Origin of the sequence: Rhizobium sp. ZPR4 (assembly GCF_040215725.1) — a bacterium.
Taxonomy (GTDB): domain Bacteria; phylum Pseudomonadota; class Alphaproteobacteria; order Rhizobiales; family Rhizobiaceae; genus Rhizobium; species Rhizobium rhizogenes_D.
In genome coordinates this window covers 149,001-167,124 of record NZ_CP157967.1, presented here as the reverse complement: position 1 = coordinate 167,124, position 18,124 = coordinate 149,001, and the positions used below count along the sequence as shown (strand labels likewise).

Annotated in this window: 20 protein-coding genes; 12 read left to right on the top strand and 8 right to left on the bottom strand. The window is 61.1% G+C overall.

The window, feature by feature from the left end; genetic code table 11:
- Positions 1 to 108: 108 nt before the first annotated feature.
- Positions 109 to 612, top strand: a complete 504-nt coding sequence (locus ABOK31_RS00855) for an Rrf2 family transcriptional regulator (protein ID WP_174175411.1) — start codon at positions 109 to 111, stop codon at positions 610 to 612.
- Between the two features lie 31 nt (positions 613 to 643).
- Positions 644 to 1,105: a carboxymuconolactone decarboxylase family protein gene (locus tag ABOK31_RS00850; RefSeq protein ID WP_349957424.1), complete on the top strand. Its 462-nt coding sequence runs from the start codon at positions 644 to 646 to the stop codon at positions 1,103 to 1,105.
- A 348-nt stretch (positions 1,106 to 1,453) separates the two neighbouring features.
- Here the strand turns inward: ABOK31_RS00850 and ABOK31_RS00845 are convergent, their stop codons facing one another.
- Positions 1,454 to 2,494: a glutamine synthetase beta-grasp domain-containing protein gene (locus tag ABOK31_RS00845; protein WP_075855271.1), complete on the bottom strand. Its 1,041-nt coding sequence runs from the start codon at positions 2,492 to 2,494 to the stop codon at positions 1,454 to 1,456.
- A gap of 442 nt (positions 2,495 to 2,936) precedes the next feature.
- Between ABOK31_RS00845 and ABOK31_RS00840 the strand changes: the two genes are divergently transcribed.
- A complete protein-coding gene (locus ABOK31_RS00840) occupies positions 2,937 to 3,128 on the top strand; it encodes a DUF2735 domain-containing protein (RefSeq protein ID WP_075855272.1) in 192 nt (63 codons plus the stop codon).
- A gap of 9 nt (positions 3,129 to 3,137) precedes the next feature.
- Here the strand turns inward: ABOK31_RS00840 and ABOK31_RS00835 are convergent, their stop codons facing one another.
- A complete protein-coding gene (locus tag ABOK31_RS00835) occupies positions 3,138 to 3,773 on the bottom strand; it encodes a YitT family protein (protein WP_349957423.1) in 636 nt (211 codons plus the stop codon).
- Between the two features lie 107 nt (positions 3,774 to 3,880).
- On the bottom strand, positions 3,881 to 4,825 hold the full coding sequence (locus ABOK31_RS00830) for a methyltransferase (RefSeq protein ID WP_349957422.1): 945 nt from the start codon (positions 4,823 to 4,825) through the stop codon (positions 3,881 to 3,883).
- A gap of 166 nt (positions 4,826 to 4,991) precedes the next feature.
- Here ABOK31_RS00830 and ABOK31_RS00825 point away from each other — a divergent pair, with 166 nt between their 5' ends.
- Genes ABOK31_RS00825 through ABOK31_RS00815 form a run of 3 tightly spaced genes read left to right on the top strand, consistent with a single transcriptional unit; the run spans position 4,992 to position 7,129 of the window.
- Positions 4,992 to 5,258 (top strand): DUF6460 domain-containing protein, encoded by a 267-nt coding sequence (locus tag ABOK31_RS00825; protein ID WP_349957421.1) that lies wholly within the window; start codon positions 4,992 to 4,994, stop codon positions 5,256 to 5,258.
- Between the two features lies 1 nt (position 5,259).
- Positions 5,260 to 5,763 (top strand): CAP domain-containing protein, encoded by a 504-nt coding sequence (locus ABOK31_RS00820; RefSeq protein WP_349957420.1) that lies wholly within the window; start codon positions 5,260 to 5,262, stop codon positions 5,761 to 5,763.
- A 16-nt stretch (positions 5,764 to 5,779) separates the two neighbouring features.
- On the top strand, positions 5,780 to 7,129 hold the full coding sequence (locus ABOK31_RS00815) for an MATE family efflux transporter (RefSeq protein WP_349957418.1): 1,350 nt from the start codon (positions 5,780 to 5,782) through the stop codon (positions 7,127 to 7,129).
- Here ABOK31_RS00815 and ABOK31_RS00810 read toward each other — a convergent pair.
- Both ABOK31_RS00810 and ABOK31_RS00805 read right to left on the bottom strand, forming a co-directional pair.
- The gene (locus tag ABOK31_RS00810) at positions 7,105 to 8,193 is read right to left on the bottom strand and encodes a quinone-dependent dihydroorotate dehydrogenase (RefSeq protein WP_349957417.1); all 1,089 of its coding nucleotides are present in this window, start codon (positions 8,191 to 8,193) and stop codon (positions 7,105 to 7,107) included. The two genes, ABOK31_RS00815 and ABOK31_RS00810, sit on opposite strands and share 25 nt — an antisense overlap.
- Positions 8,190 to 8,546: a DUF952 domain-containing protein gene (locus tag ABOK31_RS00805; RefSeq protein WP_349959047.1), complete on the bottom strand. Its 357-nt coding sequence runs from the start codon at positions 8,544 to 8,546 to the stop codon at positions 8,190 to 8,192. The genes ABOK31_RS00810 and ABOK31_RS00805 overlap by 4 nt, the downstream gene beginning before the upstream one ends.
- Positions 8,547 to 8,651: 105 nt before the next feature.
- On the opposite strand from ABOK31_RS00805, the gene ABOK31_RS00800 reads away from it, so the two are divergent.
- The 4 genes from ABOK31_RS00800 to ABOK31_RS00785 all read left to right on the top strand — a co-directional run bounded on the left by ABOK31_RS00800 (position 8,652) and on the right by ABOK31_RS00785 (position 11,692).
- Positions 8,652 to 9,080, top strand: a complete 429-nt coding sequence (locus tag ABOK31_RS00800; RefSeq protein ID WP_075855482.1) for a hypothetical protein — start codon at positions 8,652 to 8,654, stop codon at positions 9,078 to 9,080.
- A 139-nt stretch (positions 9,081 to 9,219) separates the two neighbouring features.
- Positions 9,220 to 9,885: a helix-turn-helix transcriptional regulator gene (locus tag ABOK31_RS00795; RefSeq protein ID WP_075855280.1), complete on the top strand. Its 666-nt coding sequence runs from the start codon at positions 9,220 to 9,222 to the stop codon at positions 9,883 to 9,885.
- Between the two features lie 15 nt (positions 9,886 to 9,900).
- Positions 9,901 to 11,100 carry a thermonuclease family protein gene (locus ABOK31_RS00790; protein ID WP_349957414.1) on the top strand — a complete coding sequence of 400 codons (1,200 nt, stop codon included), beginning with the start codon at positions 9,901 to 9,903 and terminating at the stop codon, positions 11,098 to 11,100.
- Positions 11,101 to 11,278: 178 nt separating this feature from the next.
- The gene (locus ABOK31_RS00785) at positions 11,279 to 11,692 is read left to right on the top strand and encodes a tellurite resistance TerB family protein (protein WP_075855283.1); all 414 of its coding nucleotides are present in this window, start codon (positions 11,279 to 11,281) and stop codon (positions 11,690 to 11,692) included.
- A gap of 102 nt (positions 11,693 to 11,794) precedes the next feature.
- Here ABOK31_RS00785 and ABOK31_RS00780 read toward each other — a convergent pair whose 3' ends face one another.
- A complete protein-coding gene (locus ABOK31_RS00780) occupies positions 11,795 to 12,670 on the bottom strand; it encodes a transporter substrate-binding domain-containing protein (RefSeq protein ID WP_349957412.1) in 876 nt (291 codons plus the stop codon).
- A 430-nt stretch (positions 12,671 to 13,100) separates the two neighbouring features.
- Between ABOK31_RS00780 and ABOK31_RS00775 the strand changes: the two genes are divergently transcribed.
- Complete coding sequence (locus ABOK31_RS00775; RefSeq protein ID WP_349957410.1) at positions 13,101 to 15,107, top strand: methyl-accepting chemotaxis protein; 2,007 nt, start codon at positions 13,101 to 13,103, stop codon at positions 15,105 to 15,107.
- A gap of 84 nt (positions 15,108 to 15,191) precedes the next feature.
- On the opposite strand, the gene ABOK31_RS00770 is transcribed toward ABOK31_RS00775, so the two are convergent.
- Both ABOK31_RS00770 and ABOK31_RS00765 read right to left on the bottom strand, forming a co-directional pair.
- On the bottom strand, positions 15,192 to 15,767 hold the full coding sequence (locus ABOK31_RS00770; RefSeq protein ID WP_075855286.1) for an acyltransferase: 576 nt from the start codon (positions 15,765 to 15,767) through the stop codon (positions 15,192 to 15,194).
- 118 nt (positions 15,768 to 15,885) lie between these two features.
- On the bottom strand, positions 15,886 to 17,112 hold the full coding sequence (locus tag ABOK31_RS00765; RefSeq protein ID WP_349957407.1) for an MFS transporter: 1,227 nt from the start codon (positions 17,110 to 17,112) through the stop codon (positions 15,886 to 15,888).
- A gap of 101 nt (positions 17,113 to 17,213) precedes the next feature.
- On the opposite strand from ABOK31_RS00765, the gene ABOK31_RS00760 reads away from it, so the two are divergent.
- Complete coding sequence (locus ABOK31_RS00760) at positions 17,214 to 18,122, top strand: LysR family transcriptional regulator (RefSeq protein WP_349957406.1); 909 nt, start codon at positions 17,214 to 17,216, stop codon at positions 18,120 to 18,122.
- Positions 18,123 to 18,124 lie beyond the last annotated feature (2 nt).

The following is an 18,124-nucleotide window of genomic DNA, read 5'->3' as shown; positions in this document are numbered from 1 at the left end:
CCATTGGCTTTGGTGTTCTGCGAGCCTCTGACACCCGTCGTTTCAAAAATGAATTGACTCTCGTCATAATCATAGATAAAAAATATCCACGATTAGAGAGGCACCAAGATGAAGCTCGGAGACGGCGTCGAACAATCCATTCATTGCGTTGGCATGCTGGCGGGCCTGTCCGATGGTGGCGTACTTTCGGCAGCAGCACTCGCCGAATTTCATGGCGTTTCGGTCAGTTATCTTCTGAAGCACCTGCAGGCGCTCTCTGGCGCCGGCATTCTCGACACGGTTCCGGGGCCAAAGGGCGGCTATCGGCTGGCGCGCAAGCCGGAGGCGATCAGCCTGCTTGATATCGTACTTGCGGCGGAAGGCCCCGCCCCCGCCTTCCGTTGCAGCGAAATTCGCCAGCGCGGGCCGAACCCCTTGGAAGGGCGCTACTTTGCCAAGCCCTGCGGCATCAATGCCGCCATGCTGGCAGCCGAACGCGTCTACCGGGCTGAACTGGCCAAAACAAGCATCGCCGACGTGCTGACCGATCTCAGGCAGACGGACACCGACGGTGGCATAGCCGCGAGAGGCTGCGCCTTTCTCGAGCTGCATGAACGCAAGACCAAAAACTGAACCCCAAGATTTAAACCCAAGGAGAAGACCCATGCATCCGCGTTTCAACTTCGCCAAAGCCTCCCCGGACTCCTACAAGGCTCTCGTCGCGCTGGAGAACTTCGTTCAGAGCAGCGGCCTCGAGCGCCGCTTCATTCACCTGATCAAGCTCCGCGCCTCGCAGATCAACGGCTGCGCCTACTGCGTCGACATGCATGTGAAGGAAGCCCGCCATGATGGCTTAAGCGAGCAGTGGATCAACCTGATGTGCGTCTGGTGGGAATCGCCCGTTTATGACGACCGCGAGCGCGCCCTGCTCCGCTGGGTCGATTCGGTGACTAAGATCGCCCAGACAGGCATTCCGGATTCCGACTTCGAGCCGCTGAAGCAGCATTTCAGCGAAGAGGAAATCGTCAAGATCACCGTGGCGATCGGCGCGATCAACATCTGGAACCGCCTCGCCGTCGGCTTCCGCTCGCAGCATCCGGTGGATGCGGCAAGCAAGGCTGCTTGAACCTGCTTTCTCTGAGCATGCTGTAGCCAGAGCCCTCCCTTGAACACCGTCATCCTCGGGCTCGACCCGAGGATCCAGGCACAGGGAGGTCAGCGCAGCAAAAAACGCCGCCAACGAGTACCGGCGAGAGTGCATCCCTTGATGCGAGGCATACCAATATAGTCGGCAGCTTGGGCGTGGATCCTCGGGTCGAGCCCGAGGATGACGGAGTATCGGGTTGGCAGCGCGGGGACCTAAGAGAGTCTGGCCGATGACTGCCATTTGATAACCTCAGAACGAAAAACGCGGAGCCAAAGCCCCGCGTCATTCTTTGGTTTTCCTCTGCTTGGCAAGCCAAGCCGGAAACGATCAAGCAGCAACCGAGCCGAAGCCAGCGGTCGGGACTTCCGAGATGGTCTTCAGGACCTGGGAAGCGATCTGGTAGGGGCAACCCTGAGAGTTCGGACGACGATCTTCGAGGTAGCCCTTGTAATCGTTCTTGATGAACGAGTGCGGGACGCGGATCGAAGCGCCGCGGTCGGCAACGCCGTAGCTGAACTTGTTCCACGGAGCCGTTTCATGCTTGCCGGTCAGGCGCATGTGGTTGTCCGGGCCGTAGACAGCAATGTGGTCGTGCAGGTTCTTGTCGAACTGAGCCATGAGCGCTTCGAAATAGGCCTTGCCGCCGACTTCGCGCATGAACTTGGTCGAGAAGTTGCAGTGCATGCCCGAGCCGTTCCAGTCGGTGTCGCCGAGCGGCTTGCAATGGAACTCGATGTCGATGCCGTACTTTTCGCACAGACGCAGCAGCAGGTAGCGAGCCATCCAGATCTGGTCGGCGGCGCGCTTGGAGCCCTTGCCGAAAATCTGGAATTCCCACTGGCCCTTGGCCACTTCGGCGTTGATGCCTTCGTGATTGATGCCTGCTTCGAGGCAAAGGTCGAGGTGCTCTTCAACGATTTCGCGAGCGACATCGCCGACGTTCTTGTAGCCGACGCCGGTGTAGTACGGGCCCTGCGGAGCCGGGTAGCCGGATTCCGGGAAGCCGAGCGGACGACCGTCCTTGTAGAAGAAGTATTCCTGCTCGAAACCGAACCATGCGTCTTCATCGTCGAGGATGGTCGCGCGGCTGTTGGATTCATGCGGGGTGACGCCATCCGGCATCATGACTTCGCACATGACGAGAGCGCCGTTGGTACGGGCCGGGTCCGGATAGATGGCAACAGGCTTCAGCACGCAATCGGAGCTGCGGCCTTCGGCCTGCATCGTCGACGAACCATCGAAGCCCCAAAGCGGAAGCTGCTCGAGCGTCGGAAATGCGTCGAATTCCTTGATCTGCGTTTTACCGCGCAGGTTCGGTACTGGGGTATATCCGTCGAGCCAGATGTACTCGAGCTTAAACTTCGTCATTACGCACCTCATAACAGTTAATCAGGCGAAGTAGGAAAACTTGGCCGGCGCGCCCGCCGGAAAATTCCTCACTACGAACCGCTGTCAAGAGAGATGCATTTGCCGTGCCAGATCGCATCGACACCTGGCTGGCCAAGTGAAATTTTTATGATTCAGCCGTATTCGGGCAGGATTTCCGGGCGCCAATCATTAGATTCTTTTTCAAATCGTCGGTGTCATTTCAGCCGAACTGCCAAAATGTCGCAGGTGCGCTGGCCTTGGAATGGATCGAAAAACCGGCAGATCAAAGAAACGGCATCGACCGCGCCACTAACGGATTGCCTATAATTTCATCATTTAGCATTTTTTTTAAGCGGAATGGTGATATTCGCCTTCGACTTTGCTATATATGAGCTGTCTCTTGAAGCGCGCCCGCTTGAACACCAAAAGGGAGAGACAACGAATGGCAATCGGTACTCGGCACGAAACCGCAAAGATCTATCAGTTTCCCGTCACGGCCCGCTCGACGGCGGTGAGCCAGCGTCCGAAGGTGAACCTCACCCCGGATATCGGCCCGACCATTGCAACGGCCGCATTCGACAGCTGGTATCATGAAGCCGCGATCGTCGAATCCGACGAGACCCGCAAGCAATAGGCTTCAATTTTACAGCGCTATATAGCGATCCGAGCGATGATTGATCGCCACGAAGAGGTTGAGCGCGATTGCGCCGATCACGGAGCAGATGACCACCGGAGGCGTGGTCACCGCAAAAGCAACAGCAAGCACGCATAGATCGATTGCCAGCTGCACCAGCCCTGCCCTGACACCAAAACGCTCCTGCAGATAAATGCCCAGAATGCCGACGCCGCCGAGACTTGCCCGATGACGATAGAGCGCGAGCAGCCCGAAGCCGAGAAGGATGCCGCCGAGGAGCGCCGACCACAGCGCGTTGATATGCGCGACATCGAAGAGCAGCGGCTGCAGGTTGGTGAGCAGCGAGGTCAGCGTGATGGCGATGAAGGTCTTGATGGTGAAGACCGGGCCGAGCTGCTTCAGCGACAGATAGAAGAATGGCAGATTGACCACGAAGAAGGCCAGGCCGAAGTTCACGCCGATTGCGTAGTGCAAGAGAAAGGCGATGCCGGCAGTACTGCCAGTCAGAAGGCCCGCACTGGAAAGGCAGAACAGCCCGAGCGACGAAATCAGGCTGCCGGTCAGGATACCTTGAACATCCTCAATCCACGAATGCCGGGTCGCGGAAGTATTCCAGACGCCAAATGCGCTCTTTGCGTTCGCCATGTGCTTTCCCCTGGGTTTCCAGGCTTTTTGCTGAAAGCATCGGTGACAATCAAGCGAAAATACGTAAGCAATGCTGACCTATTTGAAATTCGCAAGATTCGAAATCGTCAGGCCGATTTGCTCGCAATGAACAGAATGCCGTGGATAGGTTTTCCGCCATCCATGCGAATGACGCTGCGAGTGAGATCAAGCACCGTAAAGCCGTGGGCGGCCAAAATCTTTCTGACATAGGCCTCGGAATGAGCAAACCGCAGGGAATCGCACAGCACATAACCGTCCGGCTGCTGCGCATCCTCGACGGAAAAGGCGAAGATTGCGCCAGCGGCCGAGAGCTTCGCCACGATCGCCATCACGCCTTGCAGATTGCCGAGATACATCAGCACGTCGGCGGCGGTGACCAGATCCGCCCGGCCGGCGGCAAGCCCCGCCTCAAACACGCCTGACAGATCCGGCTCCAGCGACAGATCGGCCTGACCGAGATAGTCGTAGACATTCTTCTCGGCCGCCTTGGCAAGCATGCCTTTCGACAGGTCGTAACCTTCCAGCCGATCGACACGCGCGCGGATTTCCGGCCCGAGCAGGCCCGTGCCGCAGCCGAGATCGACGGCGAGGCGGAAATGCTTCGGGATATCGGCGGTTTCGGCAATCAGCACCGCAAGCTTGCCAGGCACGCTGTAGCCAAGCTTCTCGACAAGCGAGGTTTCGAAGCGGTCGGCATAGTCGTCGAACAATCGCTCGACATAGAGGCTTGGCGGCCGGTCGGGCACTTCCGTGCCGCCGAGAACCGCAAGCTTCAGGCGGGCGCCGAAGACATCGCCCTCATCGAGCGCCAGCACCTCGGTCAGCGCTGCAATCGCGCCCGGCGCATCGCCGGCCTTCTCGCGATAGGTCGCGAGCGTGAACCAGCCCGCCGCCCAGCGCGGCACCAGTTCCAGCGCCTGCTCCATCAGCTCGGCAGCGCTCGCGGGTTCTCCGCTTTCGGCAAGCATCTTCGCATAATCGGCGCGGCGGTCGGCGATGACATCGCCGGAGGAAAGCTGGCTCGGCAGCATCGGTTTCATCCTGTTTGACGCCCGCCTTTGAACGCGGCCACAAAAAAACTCAAGTCCTATTTCAGGCAGGGGCTAGTTTAGAGTGTAAGCCAGGCAAAAGTGCTTGCGAGTCGTGGGTCCCGGCCCTATCTCAACACCGGCCGACCGCCATTATGGAGACGTCAGAATGTCCGATCAGGTGAACAGATTCCTTGGCGACTCGCCAGGCCGAACGCTGGTGAAGCTCGTCATCGTGTCGCTCGTCGTCGGCTTCGTGATGAAGTTCTTCGGCTGGCGTCCGCTCGATTTCCTCTACGGCGTCCGCCGCTTCCTGCTCGATCTCTGGCACAGCGGCTTCGCCGCGCTCGGCGAATTCGGCGATTACGTGCTCGTCGGCGCATCCATCGTCATTCCGATCTTCATCTTACTTCGTTTGTTCAATTACCGCAGCTGACATGACCTCCCAGACATTGCCCTTAACGCGCCGCGATACGCTGCGCCTAGCCGCCCTTGCGCTCACCGCATCAGTCGCAAGCTGTGCGACGCCGCCAGCCCATGTTTCCAATATACCTGCCAGCGACCAGACCGCCTCCGCCCTGCCGCTCGTCAATGCGCTGCGCGCCAAGAATGGCCTGCCGCCGCTGAAGATCGATACGGCGGCCAGTGCCGCCGCCATCTATCAGGCGCGGCGCATGGCCGACGCCGGCAAGATGGAACACCTGATCGGCCTCGGCGACGATTTCGGCAAGCGCGTCAAGGCAAGCGGCGTCAAGTTGCCTGCAGCCGAGAACATCGCCGAGGGACAACACGACGTGAATGCCGCGGTGACGGCCTGGATCAATTCGCCGAAGCATTTGCACAACATGCTCGGCAAATATGACGGCCTGGGTGTCGCTCTTGCCTCTACCCCCTCTTCCGGCGACAGGCCTTATTGGTCCATGGTGCTGTCCTCGGATTGAGGAGGCGTAGGGTCAAATGGATGTCCAGCAAGGGAGCGGAAGGGTTTTGCCCTTCGACGTGACGCATCGGCTCGTGCTGTCGATCGCGCTTCCGATGACGCTTGGCTTCATGACGACGCCGCTGCTCGGTCTCGTCGATACAGCCGTCGTCGGCCACATGGGCCAGCCGGATGCGCTGGCCGGCCTTGCCATCGGCGCCGTGCTTTTCGACCTTCTCTTTGCCAGCTTCAACTTCCTGCGCGCCTCGACGACGGGACTGACCGCACAGGCCTATGGCCGCCATGATCGGCACGAGCAACAGGCAGTCTTCTGGCGCGCCATCATCTCGGCGCTCGGCTGCGGCATCGTGATCGTGCTCATGTCGCCGCTGCTGCTCTGGATCGGCATCAAGCTGATGGGGCCGGAAGGCGGCATTGCCGATGCGACCCGCACCTATTTCTCCATCCGCATGCTCTCCGGCCCGGCAGCACTTGCCAATTACGCGCTGCTCGGCTTCGTGCTCGGCCGCGGCCAGGGCCGCATCGGGCTCTTGCTGCAGACCGTCATCAATGGCGTCAACATCGTGCTCGCCATCCTGCTCGGGCTCTGGCTTGGCTGGGGCGTCGCCGGCGTTGCCTGGGGCACGCTGATCGGCGAGGCGAGCGGCATGCTGCTCGGGCTTTTCATCGTGCTGCGCAGCTTTGCTGGCGAGGAAAGGCCGGCGCGCGCGGAATTGCTCTCACGCGCCAAGCTCACGCAGCTTTTCGCGCTCAACCGCGATATCCTCATTCGTACTTTCGTGCTGATCGCTGCCTTCACGCTGATGACGCGCATCGGCAACAGCTTTGGTGCGGTCATGCTCGCCGCCAACGCCGTGCTGATGAACTTCTTTTTATTATCCGGCTATTATCTTGATGGGCTGGCAAATGCGGCTGAGCAGATCACCGGCCGCTCGATCGGCGCCAACTATCGGCCGGCCTTCGAGCGCGGCTTGAAGCTGACTGCGCTCTGGTCCTTCGGGTTGGCGCTTGCCGCCGCCATCTTCTTCTTCACGGTCGGACCGGCTTTGATCCGCCTGCTGACAACCTCTGAAGAGGTGCGGACCGCGGCCGGAACCTATCTGCCCTGGGCTGCGATCACGGGTCTGACCGGCGCGCTTGCCTTTTTGATGGACGGCGTCTTCATCGGCGCCACATGGTCACGTGAGATGCGCAACAAGATGCTGCTTTCCTTCGGCGGCTATCTCATAGCGCTGGCCATCTTCGTGCCGACGCTCGGCAATCATGGCCTGTGGATGGCCATGAACGCCTTCCTGCTGTTTCGCGGCATCTTCCTGGCCATGGGCCTGAAGAAGCGAGCCGATCAGACGTTCCGGTTCGCCCAGTAATCCAGCTTGGCATCACGCAGATCGCGGATCGAGCCGGCGCGATCGCGATCGAGCAGCTTCGACAGGCCAGAGACGACCTGTCCCGGCAGACCAGGCCCCTCATAGACCATGCAGGAATAAAGCTGCACGAGATCGGCGCCGGCCGTGATCTTTTCCAGCGCCGTTTCGGCTGACGATACACCGCCGACGCCGATGATCGGCAATGCGGCACCCACACGGCGGCGCATCTTGGCGAGTACCGCGGTTGATTTCTCAAAGACCGGCTTGCCGGAAAGGCCGCCTGCCTCCCTGGCCTGCCGCTGATCCTTCAAACCGTCGCGTGACAACGTGGTGTTGGAAACGATCAGACCGTCGAGCGCATGCGACAGCGCTTCGGCGGCAATGTCGTCCATGCCCTCTTCGGTGAGATCCGGAGCGATCTTGAGAAAGACCGGAATGTGCTTGCCGGCCTTTACCGCTTCCTCGTCGCGGGCGGCAAGCACGGCCGACAGCAGCGCGGACAGGCTTTCACGCGCCTGCAGATCGCGCAGGCCGGGCGTGTTCGGCGAAGAAATATTGGCGGTGAAATAACGTGCCACGGAATAGAAGCGGCGGATGCCGATGACATAGTCGGCAATGCGATCGGCGCTATCCTTGTTGGCGCCGATGTTGACGCCGATGATGCCGTTGCTCCGGATCGACTTGAGCCGCTGGAGCGCCGCCTCATGGCCCTCATTGTTGAAGCCGAGGCGGTTGATGACACCTTCGTCCTCGACCAGGCGGAAGATGCGCGGGCGCGGGTTGCCGGGCTGCGCCTTCGGCGTGATGGTGCCGATCTCGGTAAAGCCGAAGCCGAGTTTCAGCAACGCTTCCGGCACTTCGGCATTCTTGTCATAGCCGGCGGCCATGCCGATCGGGTTGGCAAAATCGAGCCCAGCCACGGTCTGGCGCAGGCGGGGATCGGCACTGATGCGGCAGGCCGGAACCAGCCCCGATTTCAGCGCCGCTATCGACATGCCATGGGCGGTTTCCGGATCGAACAGGAACAGGCCGCGCCGGCCGAGATCGCGAAAGGCGCCGATCATTTCGCCATCTCCGGAAAGACGTGAGCGCCATCGTCGCCAATCGGCAGCGGCTTTTCCCAGATTACTGCGGAAAGCGGCAGCGGCGCATAGAGATGCGGGAAGAGATCGCCGCCGCGCGAGGGTTCAAAGACCAGCTTGTCGCCGAGGACGTCGCCGTCGACCGCCACCAGCAGCAGCCCGATCTGCCCCGCGAAATAGAGCTCGGCGGTTTTCCGCGCCTGCTTGGCGGTGGAGAGATGAATGTAGCCGTCGGTCAGATCGATCGCCGCGCCATGAAAAACGCCGGTTTGTCTGGCTTGCTGCCAGAGCGTGTCCGGCACGATCTTGTAAACCACTGGCATGGCGGTCATCATCCCTCTGTAAAGCTGTCCTGATAGGGCTTTGCACGAAAACATCAGCCGATGTCCACGGTTTCCGTGATGGATTTGGGGTTTAACGCAGAAAATCCGGAGGATGACATGACGAAGGAACTGAAAATCGGCCTTGTGGCCATGCTTCTGCCTACCGCCTTTCTTCTCGCCACGCCGGCTCTATCGGCCGAACCGGATGCAGAACGCTTTCAGCTTGAGCGCAGCGGCGATCACTTCATCCGCCTCGACAAGCAGACGGGCGCCATGTCCATCTGCCAGGATCAGAACGGCAATCTCGTCTGCCGCATGGCTGCCGATGAACGCACCGCCTATGACGACGAGCTGGATCGCTTGGCCGACCGCGTGACGAAACTGGAAAAAACGGTCGCCTCGAACAAGGGGGCAAGCCTGCCCGACGATGCCGAGATCGACCGCACGCTCGGCATCATGCAGAAATTCATGCGCGGCTTCATGGGCATGGCGAAAGAATTCCAGAACGAGCAACCGGACGTCAAGCCGCAACCGCAGAAGACCTGAGGCCGGCAAAAGGCCACACGACGAAAGCACGGGGATAAAGGACCGTATTCCTATGCCGGTCTTTACTCGCCAAAATGCCTCGGTTAACGTTTTCTAAAGAGCAGAGCGCCGGGCGAGCCGGCGCGGATACCGAGCGGCGATGCTGTCACACGAGCAGATATGGGGTGCGATCGACCGGCTTGCCGAGCGGCATGCCCTGACCCCCTCTGGTCTCGCCCGCCGCGCCGGCCTTGATGCCACCTCCTTTAACAAATCCAAGCGGTTGAGCCAGGACGGCCGCCTGCGCTGGCCCTCGACGGAATCGATCGCCAAGATCCTCGATGCAACGGGTGCCAGCCTGGAGCAGTTCCTGAGCTTCATCCGGCCGAGCGAACCACCGGGCGCTGCGCTCGTGAATGGGACCCTGTCGGCCGGCCACTCGATCCCCCTGATCGGCTTCGCCCAGGCGGGCGCAGGTGGCTTCTTCGACGATGGCGGATTTCCGGCCGGTCAGGGCTGGGACATGGTGGAGTTTCCCGTTGCAGCCGGGCAAAGGACTGGCGCCTATGCGCTCGAGGTGCAGGGCGAAAGCATGTTGCCGCTCTACCGGGATGGCGATATTCTGATTGTCGAGCCAGGTGCTCAGATCAGGAAAAACGACCGTGTCGTCGTGAAGACCCGCGAGGGCGAAGTCATGGCCAAGGTCCTGCTGCGGCAGAGCGCCAAGTCGATAGAACTTTTGTCGCTCAACCCCGAACACCCCAATCGCAGCTTTGAGCTTGCGGATGTGGAATGGATTGCCCGGATCATTTGGGCCAGCCAATAGGAAAGTTTTCTCGTTATGCGTCGTGATATTTGGCTTGCCGGTGTGGCAGGCGCCATTGTCGGTTCTTGGTTGACCCTCGTCGCGATTCAGGTCAGTGAGCGTGGTTTCAGCCTGCCCCACCGGGGCAACAGCACCACGACGGCAGAAAACAAGCCGGCTGCGACTACCCCGAGCGAGACCGCCAAGGCCGGCACCATGCCGCCGAAGGCTATCGAGGCACCCAAGCCCGCAGAAACCACGAAGCAGAGCGACGCGAATTCGGGCCAGCCGCTAGCGCAGGCCGACGGCTCGGCCACGCAAGCAACGAAGGATAAGGCAACGATCCTAGCCACAGCGTCCCCTTCGACAAGTAGCTCCGACGGCGGTCCCGAGCTGTCCGCCACCGCCATGGCGGCGGCGGCGGCGGCGAGTGACGACGACGAGGCCAAGGTCGAGGGAAACAAGACGGCGGCAGCAGAGCCGGTGACGCAAGAGGACAACGAGGTTCCGACAGACGCGGCGAAGGACAAGGGCGCTGCCCAGTCCCAGGCTCCACAGCCAAGCGAAAGCGCGCCGGACAAGGCGGCTGCCGCTTCCTCGGAGACAGCGTCTTCCGATGAGGTCAAGACGGATCCCGTCCCGGACAACCGGATACCGGCCGACCAGATCGACAGGGAAACGGCGGCCGCCGAACATCGAACCCTGCCGCCAGAGTCACCACAGCAGCAGCCTCAGCCGGAGCCTCAGTCCGAACAGACAGCGCTTGATCCCGCATCCAAGCCGCAGGAGCAGACGACAACGATCGAACTCGTCCGCCCCTTCTCGGATCAGGCTGGCATATTGACCATATCAGGCAGGAGCGTGCAGCTCAGCGGGATCGTTCCGACCGATGTCGACCGGATGTGCACCGGCCCGAGCGGGAAGGACTGGCCCTGCGGCCAGGCCGCACGCACGGCCTTCCGCATGTATCTGCGTGGCCGCTCGATCGATTGCGATGTGCCCGATGCCAACTGGAAAGGCACTGTCAAGGGCGCCTGCCGCTATGTCCGCGTCGATCTCAGCGCCTGGCTGGTGCGCTTCGGCTGGGCCGATCCGGAACCAGGTTCGCCGCTTGCATCGCTCGTCGATGAAGCCAAGCAGAAGAAGCGCGGCATGTATGGGGATGATCCACGCAAGAATGGAAAATCGACGCTCGGACCGGCCTTGCCCAAGGAAGACCCGCTCAATCCGATCTGACGCCCTGCTTCCGCCGTTACAGCGCCGCGCGTCATATGTGACCCGCAAAGGTCGCTGTAGCACTTTAAACCCGCTGCATAATTCCTTAAATCGATACCGATTTAAGGAATTATGCAGTAACTTTTGCGATGAGATGCGCGACTTTTCAGCCTGCCAAATTCAAAGGACTTCGCCTGTCATGAACAAGCCGCTTTCTGCTCACGAGGCCCTGATCTATGTCATGGTACTGGCCTCGGCCGTTGATCGCACGATGAACGATCGGGAACTCAGCCGCATCGGTGAGCTCATCCACGCCCTGCCGGTCTTCAAGGGGTTCGACGACGAGAAGCTGATCTCCGTCTCCCGCGATTGCGCCAAGCTCCTGGCCAGCAATGAAGGGCTCGACATCGTGCTCGAAACCGTACGCGATACGCTGCCGGCGCGGCTCTACGATACAGCCTACGCCCTTGCCGTCGAAGTCGCTTCGGCCGACCTGTCGGTCAAGGCCGAGGAACTGCGCCTGCTCAGCCTGCTTCGCGACCGTCTTGGCCTCGACAAGCTGACCTGCGCGGCCATCGAGCGCAGCGCGATTGCCCGCTACCGCAAGGCCTGACCAGAGCAATTCCGGGAAAAGTGCGCAGCGGTTTTCTGTCCGCAATTGCGAGAAAACACAGAGTTAGAGCGCTTCAGAGAAGCCGTGAAAAGCTGAACCGCTCTAGTACAGCCCATAAGGGAAATAGCGCAGATAGATTTCCTGCAGCCTGCCGTCGCGTGACAGTGTGGCAAGCGCATGATTTATCGCGGCCGTCAGATCGGCATCCTGCTGACGCAGCATGATGGTCAAGCCCTCGCCGAGAAACTGCTGCGACAGGTAGGGACCATCAAACAGAGCGCAGCATTTTTCCGCCGCCGGCGACGAGACCCAAAAGGAAAGCTGCAGGCCATCAGCGAAGGCGGCATCGACCTTGCCGTCCTTGACGGCGGCCAGCAGCGCATCCTTGTCGTCGAACGGCACTGGCTTGATCGCCGGGAAGAAGGCCGTCAGCATTGCCTCGTGCACCGTGCCCTTGACGACACCGACCGGATGTCCCGAGAGCGAGGCGGCCGTGCTGCCGCTGATCGATGCCTTGAGATTGCGCGCGAAACGGGCCGGCAACGTCAGGAAAGGCCGCGAAAAGGCAAAAGTCTTGCGCAGTTCAGGCGTGACCGCGACGCCGGCAATGACGGCATCGCCCTGGGAGGCCGCGAGTGCGCCCTGCAATTCGCCGAAGGGCAAGGCCTGGATCTGGCATTTGTCGGATATTGCGAGCTCATCGCAGATCTTGCGCGCCAGCTCGACATGGAAGCCCGTGAGCTTGCCGTTCTGATCGAGGAAATTGAAGGGCGGAAAATCGATCGATGTCAGGAAGCGCAGCCTGACCAGGGAGGACAGGTCCGGCTTCGGCAGGCGCTCGCGCGCATCGAACAGGATCGGCAGGTTCTGCGGCTTCGTCTCCTCGGCAGCAACCGGCCAGGCGCAGGAGATGGCGACCAATGCCGCACACGCGAGGAGCCGGGCGACGAAGATCGTCGACGAAAGGCAAACAGGCATGGTCTTGATCCAGCCTCCGGTCGTGGATGCACATTTCTGATTCACGAATCCGATTTAGCAGAGTCACGCCGCAGGGGGAATATCGCGCCATGCAATGTCGGCGGCCGCGTCTGCTGGATGAACGGCGGAGATCATGCGCACCGCCCGGTTGCGAAGTTTTGCACATGCACAAAATTAATGAGGGAATCCGGCTCTGCCGCCGCCACTGTTAGCGGTCGATTAAGCTCTGTTGATTGTACTCAGCGCCATCGACGACATCGGCCCCAACGCCGATCGCATGATGCAGGTCGTCTGGACCTTCTCGGCAAGGTATCACGCAAATTCGGCTTCACCCGTGCACTTCAGGCAGCGCTCCCCTCACGACCCGAGACGGGCGAGCGGGTTCTTGGTCTCACTCTGAATAAGGCACGGCATTCGCAGGCGGACCGCCATGTTCAGGAACCTGAAAATCAAAACCAAGATGCTCGCCGTGATCCTGTTTCTCGGCGTCATTTCCTTCGTCGGCCTGCTTTTGATCGCCAGCGAATTCCACAAGGCGGATCGGGCCTATAGCGCCTTCCTCGACAATGAAGCCGTCGCGGCGCGCGAGGCCGCGCGTGCGAGCGCTGCCTCTCTCGCTTCCGTGCTGCAAGCAAGCCTGATGCTGAATTTCGATCCCGGCAGTGACGCCTTCAAGGCGATTGCTGCGGGCAGCAGCTATTTCGGCGAAGCCAAGCAAAGACTGACCCATGCGGAAAATCTCATTCCCTCGGCAAAGCAATCGATCGATGAGATCCTTGCCCGTCTCGATGAGGTGCAAAGCCTCACCGAAAAGACCATCGATCAGCGCAAGAACGGCGACCTCAAGGGCGCCGAAGCGACTCTGATACTGGTCAACCAAAAGCTACCCAAGCTCATTGCCAGCATCCAGGCCAACGACGATGCGCTGACAAACCGGATGAACCAGGGCGCCGATGCCTTGTCGGTCCATCTCAACAGCTCCGTCAACTACATGCTCATGGCTCTCGCCGGGTTGATCATGCTGGCCATCCTCCTCGGCATGTATGCCGCGCAGAAGGGCATCGCCGCGCCGCTGATGCGGCTGCATCAGCGCATGACGACACTTGCGCATGGCGACACGGCAAGCGAGATCGAGGGCCAGGAGCGCCGCGACGAGATCGGGCAGATGGCCTCAGCCGTCGCCATATTCCGTGACAACGCCGTCGAGCGGTCCCGCCTTGAAGCGCAGGCCGAGGCGGATCGCATCCTCAGCGACAGCGAGCGTAGCCAGCGCGAGACAAGGCAGGCTGCCGAAGCGGCACAGCTTCAACAGGCCGTTCAGGCTGTCGGCGACGGCCTAAGGCGTCTTGCGGAAGGCGATCTCGTCACGCAGATCGATACCCAGTTCGTTGCGCATCTCGATCAGTTGCGGCAGGACTTCAACAGCTCGCTCGACAAGCTCAACGCAACGATACAAGCCGTCGGCTCCAACGCCCGCGCCATCAGTGCCGGTGCCGACGAAATCCGTGGCGCAGCCGACGAGCTTTCCAAGCGTACCGAACAGCAGGCCGCTTCCGTCGAGGAAACCGCTGCCGCCCTGGAGCAAATCACCACCACCGTCAAGGACGCCGCCAAGCGCACGCAGGAGGCCAGCCAGCTCGCCGCCCATACCCGCGGCGACGCGGAACACTCCGGCGAGATCGTCCGCAATGCAATCGAAGCCATGCAGCAGATCGAAAAGTCCTCGGGCGAGATCGGCAACATCATCAGCGTCATCGACGATATTGCCTTCCAGACCAATCTTCTGGCGCTGAATGCCGGCGTCGAGGCCGCCCGTGCGGGGGATGCCGGCAAGGGCTTTGCCGTCGTCGCCCAGGAAGTGCGCGAGCTTGCTCAGCGCTCCGCCAATGCTGCCAAGGAAATCAAGGGTCTCATCGCTACTTCCGAAACGCATGTACGTACGGGCGTCGGACTGGTCAGCGAAACCGGCAAGGCACTCGATGCCATCGTCTCGGGCGTGCAGGAAATCAACCGGCATGTGCAGGCGATCGCCGAAGCCTCCCGCGAACAGTCGGCTGGCCTGCAGGAGATCAATACGGCCGTCAACAGCATGGATCGCGGCACGCAGCAAAATGCCGCCATGGTCGAGGAGAGCACGGCTGCAAGCCACAGCCTGGCGACGGAGGCTGCCTCGCTGTCCAACCTGCTTGCTCAGTTTCGCACGGATGGCGGCGATGCCATGCGCGTCTCTGCGAAACCTGTCGTCAGCCCAGCGCCGAGGCCGGCACCTCGACCGGCGGCCCCGCCGGTTGCAACTCCGCGTATCCGGGCCGTCGACAATGCCAAGGTGCGGCCGGCCGCTTCTCCCGCGCGTGCGCTCGGTCAGAAGCTGCTGAGCGCCTTCGGTGCGACGCCGGCGGCGACAACGAGCAAGGAATCGGATTGGACTGAGTTCTGAAACCGGCAACGTCGGCATCGACAGCCACTCGTGGTGCATTCAATGTAAAGCGTCCAGCCCGACGAGATTACCCGGTCGAACTGCTTACTTTTTCGCGCGGGCGAATTGTTCGACCCTTGCAGATCCGCGGTCGCCGGTTTCTCCGCGCCGCTTCAGTAGCCTTGCGGGAGCTCCGACATAGATGCCATAGGGCTCGGTCTTTCCTTTGACAACGGCATTGGCGCCGATGACGCATCCCTTGGCGACGTGGGCGCCGCCGAGGATCTTGGCGCCTGCGCCGATCCAGACATCATCTTCAATGACGATCGGCTTCTTCGTGACACCCTGAAGGCGGATCGGGCGGGAAACATCATCGAAATTGTGATCGAAGGAGACGATCATCGCATGAGCGGCGATGCGTACGTCGTTGCCGATGGAGATGCCGCCACGGCCCAGCAGGATGCTATAATCGTTAAAGGAAACGTGGTTGCCGACCTCGATACTGCCTTCTTGCGCATCGATGACCACTCCCTTACGGAAATGCACTCTCTCTCCGATGCGAACATCGCCGCGCCTCCAGATGATCCTGGTGCCGAGAGGGACTTTGGTGCTGCGGGCAATTCTCAGCACACCGCTCCTGAAAACGGCTCTCAGCCTGTAAAGCCATGCAATTCCACGCATTCCGACACTCCTGACAAGGGGCGTCTGTTTTTACATGTTTGTCTGGCGCCCACCTGAAAGCGCTACAGATGGCGATGCGGCCGTGCGATCACAAGTGCTGCCCGTCTCCTGGCATCGTTCAGGTGCGTGCGGCAAGGCCCGTGATCAATGCAATCACGCCAAAGCCCGCGGCCCCTGCACAGACAGCAACCCAGCCGCCGAAATCCCATGCCGTGCCGGCAAGCGCCGATCCGAGAGCTCCGCCGAGAAAGAAGATGCCGACGAAGAGACCATTGATGCGTCCGCGAGCCTCCGGCTTCAGGAGATTGACAGCACGACGGCCCAAGGTCTGGTCTCCGGTGACGCCGACATCGAGCAGGACGGCGCTGGCACCCAGGAGGATCAGCAGGGCCATAGAGTCGCCCGACCGTATTGCGCCTACCCATGCGGCGACCGCCATGGCGGCAAGGACGATCAGATGCGAAGCCAATGTCGCCGTCCGTGTCCAGCCCCTGTCACCCATGCGGCCGAAGACAGAGGTCGCAGCAGCGCCGCCGGCGCCCACGAGGGCAAACAGTGCGATGCCGGATTGGCCAAGCGAGAATGGTGGTTGTGCCAGACGCAGGGCGACGGAAGTCCAGAACAGGCTGAAGCTTGCCATCATCAACGCGGCGGTGAAGGCGCGCAGCCTCAACACCGGCTCCTCCCGCAAGAGATCGAAGAGCGAGCCGATCAAGGCCCCGTAGCTTGCGCTGACCAACGGGCGCCGCTCCGGCAGGCGCAGGGCGAGAACGGCCGCCAAGAGCGCGAGCGTCACCGCACTCATGGCATAGAAACTTCTCCAGCCCCAGAAATCGGCGATCAGGCTCGCTAGCGGGCGCGAGACAAGAATGCCGACCATGACACCGCTCATGACATTGCCGATTACCCGGCCGCGATGTTCAGGCGGTGCCATGGCGGCTGCGATCGGCACGAGGATCTGGATCGCCGAACAGGCCGCCCCCAGCAGGAAGAGGAAGATCAGCAGGCTCCAGCCCGTCGGCGCGAAGGCGGCGGCAATAGCCATGACCAGAGCCGAGACAAGCATGCGCAGCACCAGCCGCCGATTTTCCATGAGATCCGCCAGCGGCACTAGAAAAAACAGGCCAGCGGCATAACCGAGCAGCGAGGCCATGGCTACCAGGCCCGCGCCGCTCTCGGAAAAGCCGAGCGAGGGGCCGATGATGCCAACCAGCGTCTGGGGTGCGAAGAGATTGATGATGATGACGCCGGTGGCGATGGCGAACAACAAGGTCGAAGGAGCGGCCGCTGCCGTGTAAACATCTTCCTCCGGCTCGCTCGTCATGCATTCGGGAACTTGCGACATGAGCTCTCCAATAATTTCTGATAATAAAGATAGCCATGTTTATCGCCTTGTTGCATAATGCGGCAATTGAAATGAACTAATAATGATTATGCGAGTTCAGCATGAACATTCATGATCTGGAAGCTTTCGTCGCTGTGGTGGAAACGGGCTCGATTGTCGCGGCCTCTGCACGCATCAATCTGACCCAGCCGGGCATCACCCGGCGCATACAGAACCTGGAAGACAGTCTCGGCATCGCCCTCCTCGACCGGCAATCGAAGCCCCTGAGGCCGACGGCGGCGGGACGCGAGGCCTATGAGCATGGGCGCCGGGTGTTGCGCTCGCTCGATGATCTCAAGGCCGGCGTTTCGCCCGGCGGCACGATCGGCGGTGAATTTCGCCTCGGGATCATGCCCTATCTCTCCGAAGCGGCCTTATCCGCTCCGCTTGATGAATTGCGCAGCCAGTTTCCGCAATTGACGCTACGGATCGTCACCGGCTGGTCGCCACAGCTGATCGAGCAGGTCGCGCACAGTCAGCTCGATGCGGCGACGGTCTGCCTGGCGGAGGGGCTGCAGCCGCCCGACAATGTGGTCGGCGAGATGCTCGGAGTCCATGCCGTCATTCTGGTCGCAGCGCCCTCGCTCGGCGTTCCCAAGGAACCAAGACTTGAAGATCTCTCCCGCTTTCCCTGGATCATGAACCAGAGCGGCTGCGGCTTCCGTGCCTTCATTCAGCATCGCTTCGAAGCCGAGCGCCTGCCCTTCGATGTCGGGGTCGAGGCCATGAGCGCCGATCTGCGCATGTCGCTGGTTGCGCGCGGTCTCGGCATCGGTGTCCTGACGCCGGCCGCACTGGCGGACAGCCGCTGGCGCAATGCTATCGAGATTATCGAGGCCCCGGATTTCACCCCCAAAGTGGTCAATTGGCTGGTGCACCGCCCGCCGGCTGGGCGTCTTGCCCGCCCAATCGCGACCTTCGGTGAAACACTGGCGGAAGCGCTGAAAGCGAAGAGGCCCTTCTTGACCTGAAC